Annotated in this window: 9 protein-coding genes; 5 read left to right on the plus strand and 4 right to left on the minus strand. The window is 51.5% G+C overall.

Annotated features, from left to right (window positions below; genetic code table 11):
- Nucleotides 1-108: 108 nt before the first annotated feature.
- The 3 genes from K2I50_RS07870 to K2I50_RS07880 all read left to right on the plus strand — a co-directional run bounded on the left by K2I50_RS07870 (nt 109) and on the right by K2I50_RS07880 (nt 3,186).
- A complete protein-coding gene (locus tag K2I50_RS07870) occupies nt 109-342 on the plus strand; it encodes a DUF4492 domain-containing protein (RefSeq protein ID WP_301025789.1) in 234 nt (77 codons plus the stop codon).
- A 112-nt stretch (nt 343-454) separates the two neighbouring features.
- The gene (locus tag K2I50_RS07875; protein ID WP_301025790.1) at nt 455-2,029 is read left to right on the plus strand and encodes a cytochrome ubiquinol oxidase subunit I; all 1,575 of its coding nucleotides are present in this window, start codon (nt 455-457) and stop codon (nt 2,027-2,029) included.
- A gap of 5 nt (nt 2,030-2,034) precedes the next feature.
- The gene (locus K2I50_RS07880) at nt 2,035-3,186 is read left to right on the plus strand and encodes a cytochrome d ubiquinol oxidase subunit II (RefSeq protein ID WP_301025791.1); all 1,152 of its coding nucleotides are present in this window, start codon (nt 2,035-2,037) and stop codon (nt 3,184-3,186) included.
- Between the two features lie 117 nt (nt 3,187-3,303).
- On the opposite strand, the gene K2I50_RS07885 is transcribed toward K2I50_RS07880, so the two are convergent.
- From K2I50_RS07885 to K2I50_RS07900, 4 genes are all read right to left on the minus strand, one after another.
- Nucleotides 3,304-7,932 (minus strand): translocation/assembly module TamB domain-containing protein, encoded by a 4,629-nt coding sequence (locus tag K2I50_RS07885; RefSeq protein ID WP_301025792.1) that lies wholly within the window; start codon nt 7,930-7,932, stop codon nt 3,304-3,306.
- A 141-nt stretch (nt 7,933-8,073) separates the two neighbouring features.
- Nucleotides 8,074-9,282, minus strand: coding sequence for a DUF418 domain-containing protein (locus tag K2I50_RS07890; RefSeq protein WP_301025793.1), 1,209 nt, complete (start codon nt 9,280-9,282; stop codon nt 8,074-8,076).
- A 305-nt stretch (nt 9,283-9,587) separates the two neighbouring features.
- Nucleotides 9,588-12,014: a TonB-dependent receptor gene (locus K2I50_RS07895; protein ID WP_301025794.1), complete on the minus strand. Its 2,427-nt coding sequence runs from the start codon at nt 12,012-12,014 to the stop codon at nt 9,588-9,590.
- A 408-nt stretch (nt 12,015-12,422) separates the two neighbouring features.
- The gene (locus K2I50_RS07900; protein WP_301025795.1) at nt 12,423-13,832 is read right to left on the minus strand and encodes an OmpP1/FadL family transporter; all 1,410 of its coding nucleotides are present in this window, start codon (nt 13,830-13,832) and stop codon (nt 12,423-12,425) included.
- A gap of 220 nt (nt 13,833-14,052) precedes the next feature.
- Here K2I50_RS07900 and K2I50_RS07905 point away from each other — a divergent pair, with 220 nt between their 5' ends.
- Nucleotides 14,053-14,595 carry a DUF6155 family protein gene (locus K2I50_RS07905; protein ID WP_301025796.1) on the plus strand — a complete coding sequence of 181 codons (543 nt, stop codon included), beginning with the start codon at nt 14,053-14,055 and terminating at the stop codon, nt 14,593-14,595.
- A 533-nt stretch (nt 14,596-15,128) separates the two neighbouring features.
- Nucleotides 15,129-15,695, plus strand: coding sequence for a 6-pyruvoyl trahydropterin synthase family protein (locus tag K2I50_RS07910; protein ID WP_301025797.1), 567 nt, complete (start codon nt 15,129-15,131; stop codon nt 15,693-15,695).
- Nucleotides 15,696-15,821: the final 126 nt, after the last annotated feature.

Consider the following 15,821-nt stretch of genomic DNA (forward strand, 5'->3'; position numbering starts at 1 on the left):
AACCGGTAATTTTATAATTCCTCGCTCTCTCGCTGATTTTGAAATAAATGCAAAAATATATCAACGATATTAAACAAGCTCTTAAAAAGTTCTTAAAATATCTCAACTATGATTGCCCCGCGCCAGATAGTCGCATTGCCGGCTCGCATATATCGCTTCTACCGCGACGGATTCCGCAACATGACAGTCGGGCGGTATCTGTGGGTGCTGATTCTCGTAAAGCTCTTCATACTGTTTTTCGTGTTCAGGCTGTTCTTTTTTCCGGATGTGCTCGAACGCGACTATGACGACGACGCGCAGCGCGCACAGGCTGTACGCACCCACCTGATAGGCTCACCCTGACACACACATCTCCCCCCCTCGGGCTACTGCCTGTAGGTGACATCTGTTTTTCCCCCTGACAGGGGATATATTCTCTGAAAACAATTTAACTCATAATCTCAATTCTATACACATGGACGACTTATTTACCGTAGTTGACTGGTCGCGGTGGCAGTTTGCCCTTACAGCCATGTACCATTGGCTGTTTGTACCGCTTACCATCGGTCTGGCCCTGATAGTGGCCATCATGGAAAGTATATATGTACGTACGCGGGCTGTCAAATGGCTCGCCATGACAAAATTCTGGATGCTGCTCTTCGGCATCAACTTTGCAATCGGCGTGGCCACAGGCATCATACTCGAGTTTGAGTTCGGCACCAACTGGTCAAACTACAGCTGGTTTGTAGGCGACATATTCGGCGCCCCGCTTGCCATCGAGGGGATAGTCGCGTTCTTCATGGAATCGACATTTATCGCCGTTATGTTTTTCGGCTGGAAGAAATTCAGCCCCGGTTTCCACCTTGCAGCCACATGGCTCACCGCCGCCGGCACATGCCTGTCGGCCCTATGGAGTCTTATCGCCAACGCAGGGATGCAGCAGCCTGGAGGCATGGAATTTGACCCGGCCCAGATGCGCAACGTCATGGCCGACTTCTGGGGAGTGGTGACTTCGGATACAGCCGTAGCCAAGTTTACCCACACAGTGGCAAGCGCATGGACTCTCGCCGGAGTGTTTGTAATCGGCGTAAGCTCGTGGTGGATACTCCGCAAGCGCAACGTAGAGATGGCGCTCGACTCGATAAAGGTGGCAACATGGGTAGGCGGAGCCGGTATCCTGGTGACGCTGGCCACAGGCGACATATCGGCTATAAACGTAGCACGCCACCAGCCTATGAAACTCGCCGCCATGGAAGGCCTGTACCGCGGGTCATGCGGCCAGGAGATTGTGGCCGCAGGCATCCTCAACCCCGACAAGAAAGCCGGCGACGACACTACCGCCCCATATCTGTTTGACATAAGCATACCCTACGGACTGTCATTTCTCGCAACCCACGACCCCCACAGCTTTGTGCCGGGCATCAACGACCTCATCGACGGTATCGAGCTGACCCCGGAGGGTGACACCATCCATACCGTGAGCTATGCCGAGCGTATCGTGCGCGGACGCCGGGCTCATGAAGCTCTGCGTGCCTACGACGCAGCCTCCGTAGCTGGCGACAAAGGTGCCATGGATGCGGCGCTCGTCGACCTCAGGGCCGATTATCCTTATTTCGGCTACGGCTATCTTGACTCTCCTGAAGAGGCCGTTCCACCGGTGGCCATGACCTTCTATTCGTTTCATATCATGGTGATTGCCGGCGGCTATCTGCTACTGTTTTTTGCATTCGCGTTTGTCGGTAGCTACTGGCGTCGTGAGTGGCTCACTCACAAGTGGGCATGCATCGCAGGCATGCTGTCGATAGCGATTGTATGGATATGCTCACAGGCGGGATGGATTACCGCCGAAGTGGGCCGACAGCCTTGGGTAATCCAGGACATACTGCCTACGCGCGCGGCCATAAGCGACATAGGGGCTTCATCGGTGATAACCACATTCTTCATGTTTGCAGTGGTGTTTACCGTGCTTCTTGTAGCGGAAATGAGCATAATGGCAACCCAGATCAACAAATACTCGAAAGAGAACATTAACGAAATCGCTAAATCATGACAATCATGGAAACAGATCATATTACATTCTTACTCCAGGAGTACTGGTGGTTTCTGATTTCGGTGCTTGGCGCCACACTGGTGTTTCTGCTCTTTGTACAAGGGGGCCAGTCGATGCTGATGTGCACGCGCAGCAATGAGGAGCGCAATCTGATGGTCAACTCGATAGGCACAAAATGGGAACTTACGTTCACCACGCTGGTAGTGTTCGGTGGCGCATTCTTCGCATCGTTCCCGCTGTTCTACAGCACAAGTTTCGGTGGGGCCTACTGGCTCTGGATTCTTATCCTGTTTACCTTTGTCGCCCAGGCTGTAAGCTACCAGTACCGCCGCAAGAAGGGTAATCTGTACGGCACCCGCTTCTTCGACATACTGCTGGTAATCAGCGGTGCGTTAGGATGCTTCCTGCTCGGAGTGGCCGTCTCGATGATGTTTTTCGGCGCCGACTTCAAGGTGACAATGGGCAATATCCTTGACCCGGGCGCGCCTGTGATATCGCAGTGGGGCGCCGGACATGGCTGGGAGGCGATATTCTGCTGGCGCAACTGGATTCTGGGATTTGCTGTACTGTTCCTTGCCCGCACACAGTGTGCGCTTTACTATATGAACAACATCCAGGCAGGCGATGACTTCTTCAACCGGTGCCGACGCCGTGTGCTTGTCAACGGACTTATCTTTGTAGTGTTTTTCCTGGCATTCGTGGCACTGCTGCTCACTCATACCGGACTACAGACTACCGGTGTGCATGAATTCGAGCCTGTGGCCTACAAATATTTCCACAACTATGTGGATATGTGGTGGTGTCTGGTGCTGTTTCTCGCAGGAGTGGTGATGGTGCTCTACGCCGTCGGAAAGTCGGTGTTTGCCGCCCACTACACAAAAGGTATATGGTGGTCGGGCATCGGCACGGTACTTGTGGTCCTTACCCTTTTCTGGGTAGCCGGGTACAACAATACTCCATATTATCCTTCGATAGCCGACACAGCGTCGTCGCTTACCATATTCAACAGTTCGTCGACACAGTTCACACTCAAGGTAATGAGCGTAGTAAGCCTGCTTGTGCCGTTTGTGGTGGCATACATCGCCTACGTATGGTATAAGATGAATGCCCGTCCGCTCACTCCGGCCGAGATGGACTCAGACCATCACAGCTACTGATTCCGGAGATTCCGCTCTATAATCCGATAGCAAGGGCTGCACCGCTTATTCAACCTGCGGTGCAGCCCTTGTCGGTATTATGATAATGACGGTAGCCGTAATAGCAGGCAACGATTGTCATTGTCCGGCCTGCGGGTCGGCACCCTCGCGTGCCTTCTTTTCCTGCTCGGCCTGCTTCCTCTGTTCATGCTTGCGGCGCAGACGCTTAAGCCAGGAGAAGATGTCGTCGAAATCGCGTTTGAACACGATGCCCACCCCCTGTGTGGTAAGAGCCGACTTTACGTAGTAGTTCTGGTCGTTGTAGCGGTTGTAGGCCTTCAGACGTATGTTGCCCGACTTGTTGAGCAGATACTCGAGATCGAAGTCGCCGATAAACGAATTGTTGTTGAGCGCCTTGTCGCGATAGCCGAAGTTACCGTTAAACAGCAGCCTGTTGTCGAGCAGATAGCTCGACAGGGCGAGATCGACCTCCATGTCGGAGAAGTCGCCGCGGTCGCTTCTGAATGTAGGCGCAATGTTCCACTTGTCGCTGAGCTGTCCGAGTATGGAGCCGAGCTGCGACGAGATTGTCGACGAGGCCACCGACACAAGCTCGTTGCCCTTGGTGGTCGACGCCATGTAGTCGGGTGTATAGAAGCGGTTAAGCGCCAGCAGATATATAATCTGTCGGTTCATCATGTCATCGGTGCTCACAATACTGCGCACCTTGCGGTATGTGTCCTGCGTAAGAGTCGGAAACTCGAGGTCGAAGCTGATATCAGGCTGCTGCATGTCGCCCGTGACCTTGAGAAGCGCATGCACAGGCACATTGGTGCGGTTAAGGTCCTTGTCCTGAAGGAACGACTCGTCGAGGTCGCTCAGATTGGCATTCACGCTATATACCGCATTGATATCGAGCACAGCCGAGTACGGGCTGCCATGGAAGGATATGGAACTGCCCGACTTGATGGTAAATGGCTTGATAATGATATCCTGGAGCGTGAAATTATATTTGCCCTGAGTCAGAGAATAAGTGCCAAACATGCGCAGGTCCTCATCATTGGAGTTATATTCCATGCGCAGGCTACCGTTGCCGCGGGCCTTTATCTGGTCGCCACCCTCAGGGTCCATGACCAATACAAGCTCAGCCTGAGGGGTGACATCGACCTGCAGATTTATGCGATAGACCGATGAGCCCTGTTCATGCTCGCGCTCTTTGCGTATGCGTTCTTTAAGCTGACGCAACGCCGCCTCCTGAGGGTCCTCAAGATTGAGCAGCAGGTCGCCACGCAACTCGTTGCGGTCGTGGAAAGTAAGGAAGGTGTATTCTCCCGCTGCCTCCGTGTCGGAAAGCACGAAAGTAAATGTCGAGCCGGCGGCAGTCGACATGTTGACATTGATATCTACAAATCCCGGCACACCTTTTACAAAAGCCGACCCGTTGCAAAAGATGTGACCATACCAGTCGGGATTGATTTTGTCGGTGACATCGTAGCACATCAGGTTGCGTGCATTGCTGACACGGAACTCAAACTCCGGCTCCTTGAAGCACTTGTGAGTGACCCATCCGTTGAGGAGAGCACTGTTGCCCATGGCATCGCGCAATGTCACATCGGCAAAGCTGATGCGCCCCGAAGTCAGATGTATTGAGTCGGTAGCGTAGTAGTAGGTATTGGTATAGTCAAGTTTCAGACGCAGATTCTCGGCGAATATGTCGCCTGTCATGTCGATAAACTTGAATGTGCCGAACAGGCGTGCCTCGCCCGAAGCATAGCCCGACACATCGGAGGTGAATGCTTCCATGAACGGACGCATGAAGCCGACATTGAGCTTCTCGGCCTTGAAGCGGAAGTCGAGGCTGTCGGCCATCGGATATATGGCGCCGGCCACGTAGGAATGGGCGTCATTCTCGCCTGTGATATCGGCGTTTATCACCACTCCACGCGTGGCATTGTCCCAATACGACGCAATGACGGCATTGCCCAGAGGCGAATGGTTGTAGGTCATGCCGGCCACATCGAGCTGCGGAGTCTCCAGACGCGGCTCTCCGCTCATAAGGCCTGACGCATAAAATTTACCTGTCGCGATACCGCCAAACATGGCCGCTCCGATATCGAGCGTCTCAAACACATAGTCGAGGTCGATGCTCTGCAACTCCAGACATAGATAATCGGATGAACTCTCCGATACCGAACCGTTGATTTTTATAAACTGGTTGTGGCGGCTTACTTCAAAATCGCGTACATCGATATGTCGGTCGGGGGCTATCTCAATCAGCGAGGGACGTATGCGCCACACACTGTCGTTGATTACTATGCGCGAGGGGCGCACATCTATAGCGGTCGACATGCCCCCCGGAACGTGCGCGTCGGGCACACGCGAAAACATGGCGCCGAGCTCCACGGCTCCGCGAAACATGCGCTCTCGGTCGATATCCCATCCGGCATGCACGCTTATCGAGTCGTGTCCACCGCTGGCCACAAGGCTGACAGTGGCGTCGCCTTTCTTGGTCGGATACACAGTGCTTATGAGCATCCTGGCATCGTCGCTCTCGCCGTCGATGGTGAGACCGATATACGAATTGTCGATAAACTTGTCCTTATGCAACAGATTGGGCGCGTCGACGCTCGCCTCGATAAGCCTGTTGGAACCGCTCATCATGGCCTTTACCGAAACCGGGCGCAAGAGCCTTACCGGCACCTTGAAGAAAGAGAGCCAGCGGTCGGTGGCCGCATTCTGACGCACCTGCATGTCAAGAGTCATGTCAAGCGCCAGAGTATCGTCGTCGTCATCTGCGTGCACACGGCCGTGTGACGCCACTGCCGGAGCATGCCCCGACAGCAACGATGGGAACACATCTGCCAGGATTGCCTTAGCGGCAGGCACAATGTCGCGAAAACGGTATTCACCCTCCACACGTGCGTCGACAATGTCGCTGTGGAGCATGATGAAGCGCGGCGATGTCGTGCCCGACGACATCAGCGACAGATGGTCGAGAGAAAGCACATCGGTATTGGCGGCATCGGCAAAGCGCATTTCGGTAAGCTCCAGGCGTCCGTCGAGTGAGTCATATTCACGGCCCCTCATGTCCACTTCCATGCGTCCGCTCAGTATATGCCCCATAAAGCGCTCCTGCTTTACTATGCCGAACATCCCCGGACAGAAGGATGCTATCTTAATGTCGGCATCGACATGATGCTCTCCGGGTGTGATACCGCACGAGCCTTTGATTGTCGCCCCGAGCACCGGATTGTCGGCTACTATCGTGCCGCTTACGTCGGTACGCGAAAGGTCTATCTCAGCGGTGATATTGTTTATGTCATACCCTTTCCACTGTATCTCGTCGACTTTTGCGGCAACATGCCCTACAGGCGGATGCTGCCCCATGAGTCTGCCGTCAAACGCCACATTACCGCTTACGCGGCCAAGGCCTACAACTCCGGCTATGGCTCCGACATCTATACCGTCGATTGTGAGATACGCTTTCAACGGGCCGGCCGGATGCCTGAACGGACCGGTATAGCGTGCGTCGAAGTCAATCACACCGGGCTCCGAGTCAACCGTAAGCCTCAACAGTGTGGTACCGTCGCCAACCGTAGCATCGACCACGGCTTCCACCACTCCGAGCGAGTCGGCCATGGCAACGACCTTCGGAGGCATTGAGGCTGTCTGTCGCCACAAGTCGGCCAGACGGTGGCCGTCGGCACGCGCAAGCAGCTTCGGGAGATGTATTTTCAGAGAGTCTACGGCAGGCAGTCCACTGATGGTGGCGTCCTCGATTTCTACCGACGCCACATCGTCGGCCGAGGTAAGCGCCAGACGCGGCATGGTGAGATTTTCCACACAGCCGCCGGCCTTAAGGTCAATACCTATAGGCGAGGTAAACGGCTGGAACGGGGTGAAGAACGGAGCAAGGTCGGCCGGTGTAATATGGCTTCCCGGAAGAGTGGCGACTGTGAATGCATGTTCTGTAATCCTTGCGGTAAGGTCGCTCCACCCCGAATACTGTAGCCTCAACGGAGAGAAATCAAGCTGCGAGGAGGGCAGCTCGATATGCAGGTCGTCGACGGTAAGAAGAGAGTCCGACACCCTGGCGCGGCCCGACAGCGCATTGAGCACAAGCCCCGACCGCTCGGTAGCGGCCAGACGCCTGAGGTCGGCCACATAAGAGTCGTTGCTTACCCGCGGCAGCCGTATATCGGCCTTAATGTCATTGAGACATATATGCTTGAAATCGATTTTACCCGGTTCGGGAGCAGGCTCCGAAAGTATGTCATACGTCAGTCGACTCCGGCGTATCACGATGTTGTCGATGGCAAGATCGTATAGCGTTGGCGGCTTGTTTCTGTCGCGCGGCTTCAGATGTTCGATAATCGGCTGGATATTGAGCGGCGCCGATGCCGAGTCGCGCCACAGGCGGGCGTCGAGCCCGATAATCTCGGCATAGGAGAATACCAAGCGGCCGTGCATCAGCAGTTTTCCCATACGCAACCCGGCTCCAAGGCGCGACACCTTCAATGCCGTGTCGCCAGGAGCCACAGCCACGCTTACTCCGTGGAGTGTCACCTTGTTGAATGGCTTTATTTCGGCTCTCTCGATATCCACAGGCACGCCCAACAGCGCGGTCAGTTCCTCCTTGCCGCGCTCGGCTATAGTACGCTGCACTCCGGGCAACGACAATACAGCATACATGACCGATGGAACCACCAGTGCGAGCAGCACCAGCGTCACCAGTATCGTACGTAGTATTTTATAGAAAAGCGTCATTCAGAAACCCGTAGGCGCGGCCTGTGGCATGCCGCACTTATCATATCGTCACAAAGTTACGCAACTTCCGCGACATTCCACCGGCAAACCATGGTAATTTTCTACTTCAGGCACCACGTAAGAATCATTTGGCTGCCGACATCAGGCTTTGTATGATATCATGGCCCCGGCTCTTATCCACGTGCCGCGTTTCCACAGATATTCCAGCGGGCCCTGCTTATGCTGACTGAGCCAATAACGGCTGAACATAAGCTGAACAGCAAATATGGCAAGTCCGATGAGCACCGACAGTGCCGGACCTACAGAATCCCACAACCCGAGGCCGAAGTTGTAGTACACAGCCACACCGATTATGCTCTGTGTGATATAGTTGGTAAGGCTCATACGACCGTAGGCTATTGTCGACCGCTGAAATCTGTATCCGTTGCCGTGGCCATACCATGCCAGCACAAACAGCGACACCAGAATCACCATAAACACAAAGTTGTAGAGCATCGGAATAGCGATACCGTAGTATGAAGCCACCGTGATATTAGATATATGCTGAGGCACATATGTCTTGAGGGCATACAGAGGAATCACAACGACTGAAGCATATGCAAGCGCCTTCTTCCAGAAAATGCGGTTGGCGGCATCGTCAGAAAACAGATTCCTGCGCCCAAGCCACATCCCAAGCAGAAACAGCGCCGGAGTCTGAAACAGGCGTCCGGCCTCTACTTGCCAGAAATTGCTGTAGAGCTGGCCGTTCCATATATTGTCGGCAAGTGTGGCAAGCAGACCGCCATGGCGTCCGGTCTCCTCGGCCACAGCCGCAAACTGCGCGAACAGAGAGTTGGTGTCGACATACTCCGGATTGAGCCATCCGTAAATCATCTTGCCCCAGGCATACGGCTGCAGCATAAGCACCGTGGCCACTATGAGCACCCGACGGTCGCTCCATCCCGAAGCCGGTATCAGCAACAGTCCGCAGAAGGCGTAAAGGAGCAGTATGTCACCGTTGTAAAACAATGCATGCAGCTGGGAGAAACCCACAAGCAACAGCATACGCCATGCAAACCTGAGCCTGAAATCATGTCCGCGGCGACGGGCATTCCTCATCTGTATATAGAAACTGAATCCGAAGAGCAACGAGAAGGTAGCATATGCCTTGCCGGCGAAAAAGAAATAAATAACATCGGTCAATATCCTGTCGGCCGCACCAAGCCAGTCGGGGACAGCAAGATTGCCATAAAAAATATTGTAATGCTCGAGATTGTGGAGCAATACTATCGCAAGAAGTGCGAATCCGCGCAGTGCATCAACTACATCAAGACGCTGCGCCGACGCCATAGTATCAGAGGTATATGCCATTTGGGGTTAAATTTAAGTAAAAACTTGTTTAATTATTCCGGTTGATTTGCATTCAGTACATGTCGGAATACCGTTGACCGATACTGAAACAATACAAATTTAGCTATAATTTTCCAAAGCACAAAGCCCCGCACAAGCCCCTTCTTGGGGGGGGGGTAAATACTTAAGACTCAACAAGATATAAAAAACAAAAAAAAATAACATCACGACAGGAAAAAGTGCTACGGATACCCGACAGAGATGAACTCGACATGTGGCTGCACGGCGACACTACCCCCCGGCGGCCAAACCACACCGCACTATGCTCAAAAATCCACGGTAAGCCTCACATTAATCTGGCGACGCGTAAGGTAATTGGGCACGGCATACTGGAGCTCGTTGACATCCGTCACCCAATAGTAGGAGCTGACATTGGATATGTCAAACAGATTGAAGCAGTCGAGTCCAAGCCACACAGCCTTGAGATGTCGCCACATGCCCCCGCGACTCTCGCCCTCCTTAAGCGGTGGAAGCAATGCATACGACGCACCCAGATCGACGCGCTTGTAGGCCGGCGTACGGAAATATCCCCTGTCGCGGGTCGAGCGCGGAGCTGTCGCGGGCAGTCCGTCCATAAATATACCCCTAAGGCTGAGTTTGAGCCTCGGTATACGCGGAAAGTAGTCGGTGAAATATAGTGCCACACTGTAGCGCCGGTCATTGGGTCTGGGCACCTTCACCCCCCTGAGAGTCTCCTGGGTCTTCATAAGAGAGAAACTGAGCCAAGAGTCGGAACCGGGCACAAACTGACCGAACAGCTTGAAATCAAGCCCCATGGCGTATCCGCTTGTGGCGTTGACTCCGTCGTATACCAGCTTGAGATTGTCGATTTCATATGGCACAAGATTGCCAAGGGCTTTATAATAGGCCTCTGCCGAAAGTTTGAACGGACGGTTCATAGCCCGGAAAGTATAGTCGCTCCCAAGTATGAAATGCCATGCCCGCTGCGACTTTATGTCGCGGTTGAGCCTGACTACACTGTTGTCGTTTTCGTCGGCAACAATCATGCGGTACTCCTTATAGAAAGGCGCCTGATAATAAAGTCCCGTAGCAAAGCGCATAGCCCAGCGGTCGTTGGACGCAGGTACAAATCCCACACTGACACGAGGACTTACAAGAAACTCCTTGTTGAAATCCCAATATGACATACGCAGTCCGCCCGACACCGACAGAAATCCCGACTCCATCTGCATGCGGTAGGTGTCCTGGGCATGGAAGCTGACACGGTTGGACGAGAAATCCTGCCGCGAACTCAGATTGTATATCACCCTCAACAGGTCGGGGTCGGTAGGTAGCGAAAATCCGGCTGAGTCGCGACGCTCCCATTCGCGCGCGCGTTCATATATACTTTCATGATTGTACTGCACACCATAGCCTATCTGATGGTTGCCTATGGCGGTCACACCGCGCAAAGCCACTGTCATCACCGATGCCTTAAGCCTGTCGCGGGCATGTTCGTGATAACGCCCTACCCCAAGTTCACCGCCTACGCCGTCGGAGCCCGATGTACCGGCCTGGTCGAGCCAGTACTCTCCGCTTATGTCGTAGGCCACAAGCTCGTTGGTGAGAAATCCCGAGGCGAAAAGCGTAAGGCTCGAACGCCGGGATGCGGCATAGCGCAGCGACAAAGCCCCGAAATATGTCTCGAAACGGTCCTTTTCCTGACCGTCGAAATATACTTTGAATTTCTTGGCGTCCATGGCGGTGCCAAAGGCTGTCTCTCGGTTGACAGGCGTAAACTTATAGTTGTTGATGGCCACATTGCCCAGAATAGCCATGTGCCAGCGGTCGGACAGACGGAAATTGAGATTGGTCTGATAGTCAAAGAAATCGGGGTCATACTCTCCCTTTGTCTCCATGCTCGACAACACCGAATTGTTGCGCTTGTAGCGCACTCCGTGAAGCTGCGAGAAGCGTCCGGTGCCGGAGCCGAGCGACAGACTCCCTCCCATCAGGCTGAGTCCGGCGCTCCCCTCGAATGCCTCGGGCTGACGATACGTGATATCAAGCACCGACGACATTCTGTCGCCATATTCCGCACCGAATCCTCCGGTAGAAAAATTGACCTTCCCTACCATATCCGGATTTATGATACTTAGCCCCTCCTGCTGGCCGGAGGTGACGAGCTGCGGACGGTATACCTCTACACCGTTGATATATACGAGGTTTTCATCATACGAGCCGCCGCGCACCGAATACTGCGACGACATCTCGTTGGAACCGGTGACACCGGCCATGGTGCTGATCATCGACTCGACCGACCCGCCGCTGACATCGGGCGACAGGCGGTAGGCTGTCACGTCGACCGACTGCATAGCCCCGATCTGCTTCTTCACCTCGCTGACCTCTACCTCCTGCAACTCTTTGGCGGTGCGAAACATACGCATGTTCAAGGTCACGTCGCCCTTGGCATCTACCAGTTTACGCTGCTGCTCCTTATAGCCTATGCAGGTAAACACAACGGTTATCGTATCGGCTTCGGCTGTCGACAGACTGTAATCGCCGTCAAGCCCCGACATGGTACCGATGGCCGTACCGGCCACCCTGACCGTTACAAACTCCATCGCACGGTTGTCGCCGTCGGTAATACGGCCATGTATCCTGACCGACTCGGCCTGCACCTGACCACACGCAGCCCATAACACTGCGACTGCGAAAAATATATATCGTAAAATGATGGTTTCTATTCTCATTGCACATATTTAACGCACCAACAGTGGCAAAAAGTATAAGAGCTTGTTTAATAATAAATGTTGCCGCCAGGGTCGTATAGCTTGAGACGATTTTCGACATGTGACGAAGGAGTGTACTTTATGTACACGACTGAGAAACAGGGCGAAAAGCGGCCAAGATATACGAGACAAAAGGTGACTTTATAACATTCAATCTCTCTTCTGCTTTTGAAACAAATGCAAAAATATATTAACTATATGAAACAAATTACCTCCAGTCGGTCAATCGCCGGCATCTTTCCGCCTGCTCTTCGGTCGTTATGGAACCCCATAACTCCCTCATCACAAGCGAAAATCTGCTCGACGACTGACCGCCCTGACGGTAACATTTATTATTAAACAAGCTCTTAGAGATTATACGACATATCCTTAGAATGCGTACGAGACGCCGATTGCAGGTATAAGCGCACGCGTCATATAGTCGGCCTTAAACTCTCCGGTTTCCGGCATCTTAAGTCCGGCTACGACGGGAGCAAGTTCAGGGCGCAGCTGTGCAAGCTGATCAAGCGCAGGATTTGCCTTCTTTGCAAGAAGGTTTTCGTAGCTGCCGACAACGCCGTCAGCACCCGTTCCAAACACATACATAAACGCAAAATCTATCGACATCTGTGGCATGGGGCGGAAAGACAAGCCTACCGAAGGTTCTATCTTTGTCATGCCGGGAGTCTCCGGATTATAGTAATTCCGATTCACAGGCGACAAGTCAAGCATTACACCTGCGCGTAAATCAAGACGCTCGGTCAGCGAATATTGTCCTCCAAGATGGAAAGTCCACGCATCCTTATATTTCTTCGTAAGATGCTGGTCATATTCTGCGAGATTATCGAATTCTATATCCAGACATTTGTAAGCGCTCCATCCGTTGAGTTGAGCATCAAATGCAAGAATCAACTTCTCTACCGGCTTGTACGATACTCCGAAAGTAAGCACATACGGACATGGCATCTCAGCAGCAAAATTGGTGGAATTGAGCAGGTCAAGCGACTCGCCCAATACCGGACGGGAAAGAGCCTCATTAGCATACGATACACTCGCTATGCCCTTTTTGACCTTCATGTTCATCTTGGAGCGATAAGACACACCGACGGTCCAACGGGAATCGATATCGTACATAGCTCCGACATTAAATCCAAAAGCCAACTGCGAATCGCCGGTCAGGTTTACTGACGCCGGAACAACATTGCCGATAGTCGATGGCATCTGAGTGCCCGACAGCATTCCTGCGATTGGAAGGAATCTATCGAACGACTCCGGTGTCACAAGCCCCTTGTTGAGGTTCACACTTCCCCAGCTTATCATAAGACCGGCTCCCACACTAAGGTTGGGCAATACTCTCCATGAAACAGTAGGCTGCACCGTGAAAACCTTCAGGTCAACCGACTGATTAAGGATAGCTCCAGGCCAGTTCTCGCCCCAGTTGATTGAGCTTCCGTAAGGAGTGTACAGCGACAGACCGGCATACAGATTGTCATAAATACGAAATGCAGCAGATACATTAAAAGGTGTGCTGATGCCATTATCAGTCTCATATTTCTTACCTTCATAGGTACATGACCCAAGTGCGGAAATGGCGCTTACTCCGGCCGACAGTTCAAGCGTCTTATCTGAAAAGGCTACGGCGGCGGGATTGAATATATTACTTTCAGCGCCAAGTTTCATAGCGACACCGACATGCCCCATGCCTTCCTGCTTGGGACTAAATGTATTTACCTGATACCCCTCGGCTTGTGCCGAAAGTGATGCCAGTGCAAGCAATGAAATCAGAGAATATTTTTTCATACTTGATTGATTTATTAAAAGTGACCGCAAAGGTAAGAATTATAACTTAAAAACAGGCCAAATTAATCAGAAAATTGAACATTTAATCGGCAAAACTGACCAATACATCATCACTTAAGCCGAGGCACAAGCATATTTTACTTAAGAAATATATCACAGAGGTACTTTATGCGTTATATAAATCGGTATACATAATTATATCCAGATTATATCCGGCAATATGTCAAAAACCTCCTTAAAAAAACTATTGAGCACCCTCACCCACGACCAGATAATGGAAGTCGTTATCGAACTTTACGAAGCCCGCAAGGAGGCACGTGAATATCTTGAATATTTCATCAATCCTGACGAGGATGCTATGGCTGAGAAAACAAAAGCGACAATAAGCAAAGAGTTCTCACCGGTCAGAGGAAAAGCCAAAGCACGCCCATCAGTATGCCGCCGCGCAATCAAAGACTTTACCCTACTCCATCCTTCTCCACGTCTGATAGCCGAAGTGAGATTTCACTATCTCGAAGAGATTATACGCTATGCGGTATCATTAAGATGGTGGATAAAGGAGCCGCTGGAAAAAGCACTGCACAACATGCTGTCGGACACATTAGAATACTGTTTCTCCAACGACATTATTGATGACATGTGTCCTCGAATAACAGGAATAGTCAAGACATTGGAGGGATGCAGGGCCTATGCGGCCAAAGAAGCTATAGAAATATACCGCCATTTCTGCGACGAGAAAAACATTTCACCTATCCCCAAATGAATTGGCATCGCTTTTAGAAACTGCTTAAGAGCCAACAAAAAGACACCGGCAGACTCCTCAAAAACATAATGATAGGAATTTAAACAGTTTCTTAAAGCCGATTATACTCAGGACTTTCGGTCTATCCGGCAATCCGAATATCCCTAAAGCCTTAATAATTAAGTTAATTTGATAATATTCACTAATTATCATACCGTATTACGATTTTTTAAATTCTTTTATAACCAAAATTGAAAAAACTGGCTTCCATAGTCAGTTTTCAGTTGTTATAGACAATGAAAACAGCGACATAACCAGCTTTTTCACATCCCTCGTCCTCATAGCTCTGGTAGTGATACCGGACATATGAGGTTCTCATAAATAAATAGTTGAAACGGAGAGGGGCAGTCTGAGCAATATCAGCCTGCTCCTCTTTTTTCAACATTATTTGACCAAAACACCCATATTTATAACTTTTCTTATCAAAACCTCACACAAGCCCCTGATGTTATGTGTATAGGAAATCCAACACAAACCCCAATTATAATGAGATTATGAAAAGTATCACAACATTCGACCTACAGTACGCCCACAGATTTTATGGATTCAAAGGAGAAGCCCAATACCTACACGGCCACACCGGGACACTCACTCTCGAAGTAGAAGACTCTATAAACGAGGGCGTCAACATGGTATTCCCATGTAACGAAATCAAAAAGACAGCCTGGAACCTGTTGAAAAATTTTGACCACGCACTGATTCTCAGAGAAGACGACCCTCTGCTGCCTGCAGTCCTGGAGGTATATGAAAAGCAAGGCATTCTGAATGGTCATCCGCAAAACACCAATAAAGGTCCGGCTTTCAAGACCGAACTCGCGACAGCCTACCCTGACGCTCGTCTCGTTGTCACAAAAGAGACCATGACTGTAGAAGGCATGATAAAGATTGTCTACAATCTCCTCAAGGACAAACTAAATATTTCAAAAATCACCTTTACAAGCGGTGAAAATGCTGCAACGGAAGACTACGTCACCCGCAACAACATCGAACGTTGCCCGTTATGCGGCATTGCATTAAACGAACATGGCGTCTGCATCAAATGCGGATATAAGAAAATTTAATCACATCAATCATCGGCACCGTGTCTTTATGACATGGCGCCGATGTCATATTTAGACCCCGTTCACCAATATTTGTTAACGCTGGGGCGGTCAAGCGTCGTGCAGATGTGTTCGCGCAGTGAGGGA

This window comes from Muribaculum sp. (assembly GCF_029051885.1).
Classification (GTDB): Bacteria; Bacteroidota; Bacteroidia; order Bacteroidales; family Muribaculaceae; genus Muribaculum.

Bases quoted from the DNA above. Each gene is read 5' to 3' on its own strand.
- K2I50_RS07875 (WP_301025790.1), top strand. From the start codon at position 455: ATGGACGACTTATTTACCGTAGTTGACTGGTCGCGGTGGCAGTTTGCC.
- K2I50_RS07880 (WP_301025791.1), top strand. From the start codon at position 2,035: ATGGAAACAGATCATATTACATTCTTACTCCAGGAGTACTGGTGGTTT.
- K2I50_RS07870 (WP_301025789.1), top strand. From the start codon at position 109: ATGATTGCCCCGCGCCAGATAGTCGCATTGCCGGCTCGCATATATCGC.
- K2I50_RS07910 (WP_301025797.1), top strand. From the start codon at position 15,129: ATGAAAAGTATCACAACATTCGACCTACAGTACGCCCACAGATTTTAT.
- K2I50_RS07885 (WP_301025792.1), bottom strand. From the start codon at position 7,932: ATGACGCTTTTCTATAAAATACTACGTACGATACTGGTGACGCTGGTG.
- K2I50_RS07895 (WP_301025794.1), bottom strand. From the start codon at position 12,014: ATGAGAATAGAAACCATCATTTTACGATATATATTTTTCGCAGTCGCA.
- K2I50_RS07900 (WP_301025795.1), bottom strand. From the start codon at position 13,832: ATGAAAAAATATTCTCTGATTTCATTGCTTGCACTGGCATCACTTTCG.
- K2I50_RS07890 (WP_301025793.1), bottom strand. From the start codon at position 9,282: ATGGCATATACCTCTGATACTATGGCGTCGGCGCAGCGTCTTGATGTA.
- K2I50_RS07905 (WP_301025796.1), top strand. From the start codon at position 14,053: ATGTCAAAAACCTCCTTAAAAAAACTATTGAGCACCCTCACCCACGAC.